Origin of the sequence: Streptomyces vulcanius, assembly GCF_042653945.1 — a bacterium.
Taxonomy (GTDB): Bacteria; Actinomycetota; Actinomycetes; order Streptomycetales; family Streptomycetaceae; genus Streptomyces; species Streptomyces mangrovi.
Genome location: NZ_JBHSFK010000109.1, coordinates 1 through 1,663, shown reverse-complemented (window position 1 = coordinate 1,663; position 1,663 = coordinate 1). Strand labels below are relative to the sequence as shown.

Annotated in this window: 1 protein-coding gene; it reads right to left on the bottom strand. The window is 66.3% G+C overall.

The features are described from left to right. Positions 1 to 32: 32 nt before the first annotated feature. Positions 33 to 1,514, bottom strand: coding sequence for a transposase (locus ACFPIH_RS56185; RefSeq protein WP_381188092.1), 1,482 nt, complete (start codon positions 1,512 to 1,514; stop codon positions 33 to 35). Positions 1,515 to 1,663: the final 149 nt, after the last annotated feature.

Here is a 1,663-nt window from a genome sequence, read left to right as displayed (position 1 = left end):
GAGGCTGTCGCACGGCTTCTGCCCGGTGAAGGTCAAGGGTTCTTCTTGGGCGGGTGATTGATGAGCTTGTTGATGTTGTGCACCGTGCCGAGGAGCTTGATCTCGGCGTCCACCGCCTGGCGGCCTCGGTAGTTGAGATGTCGTCCGAAGCGTTGGAAGATCTGGGCGAATCCCGGCTCGACCAGGGCACTGCGTTGACGGTACTGGGCCCGTCCTGTTGGGGTGGCGAGGCGGGCCGCCATGTCCTGCTGGCCGGCAGGGGCCTGCTGACGTTTCGCGGGAAAGCCTGCCTGGTCTGCATCGCTGGTGACCGAGACCAGTAGCGGGAGGTCGGCGAGGGCCTCGAAGGACGCGGCGGAAGCGTACCCGCTGTCGGCGAGCCAGAGTTGGATGTCGCCGGGGAGCCGTGCTGCCTGGTGATTGTGCTGGGTCTTCTTCACCATCGCAACGAGGGCAGTCCTGTCCGAGGGATTGTCGTGCGCCTCGATGGCCAACAGGAATTGACGGCGGGCGCACACGATCTGGATGTTGTATCCCTGCAGGTAGCCGCCGCGTTTGCCGGGAATCAGCCGGGAGTCGGGATCGCTCAGGCAGGCACGGGACTCCGGGGAGGGGGCCGGCCGGGGTGTGGGGGCCCGCTCCAGCCAGGCACGCATCTTCACCAGTCGCGTTCGCTGGCGAACGAGGACGGTCTTGTGCTCCATCGGGACCGGCGGCCGTCCGTTCGCTCCACGATGTCCTGCCGCCTGCTCCTCTCGGACGCGGAGCTCGTACTTCTTCAGCTTCTCCTGGTGAGCCTCGGTCTCGGCGGCCAGGCGCTTCTCCGCGCGGGCGACCATCCGCTCGGCGGCTTCGACCTTGATCCGGGTCTCGGTGGGTGAAGGCATAGCCCGTTCATGCAGTCTGTCCCTGGCCAGGTAGGCCCGGGTGAGCCGGTCGCACAGCCGGGACAGGCGAGGCCAGTTGTCGCACGCGTCATCGCCATATCCCTGTGCTGCCGAGCCATCGGCCTCGACGCTCAGCGCGTGGTCTACCGCATCCTCCATCAGCGCGTGGATCTTCTTCTCGCACTGGGAGATGGTCTCCTCCAGGCGCTGGAGCCGCTGGTTGACGTCGCGTGAGGCGTTCGCCTCCATCGGTGAGCCGTCCACGGCCACCGCCGAAAGATCGACCAGGCCGCGTCGGCCGCACAGCGACAACACCTGCACGAACAGCGAGTTCAAGGCGGCACGGTGGCGTCGTACGAACCGTGCGACGGTGGAGTGGTCCACTCGGCGGTTCGCGGTGATGATTCGGCAGCCCACGTCGTCCCAGCAAGCCTGCTCGATGCGACGGGAGGAACGCACTCCCTTGCTGTAGCAGTACAGGAGCAACGCAATCAGGCTCGCGGGAGGGTAGGCCACCCCGCCCCGCCCGTCGTGACGGTAGCTGTTCTCGAACGCCGACAGGTCAAGCAACTCGACGACGTCGAGCACCTTCCAGCACAGGTGCTCGGGCGGCAGCCACTCCCGCACATCCCGCGGCATCTCAAGATCACGTTCACGGTCGCCCGACAAGAAGTTCCGCCCCACCAGCCAAGAGTCCGGCGTCTCCCTGATCCCTGGAACCGAACAACGAATCGCTCTTGACCTTCCCCGGGCAGAAGCCGTGCGACAGCCTCTGC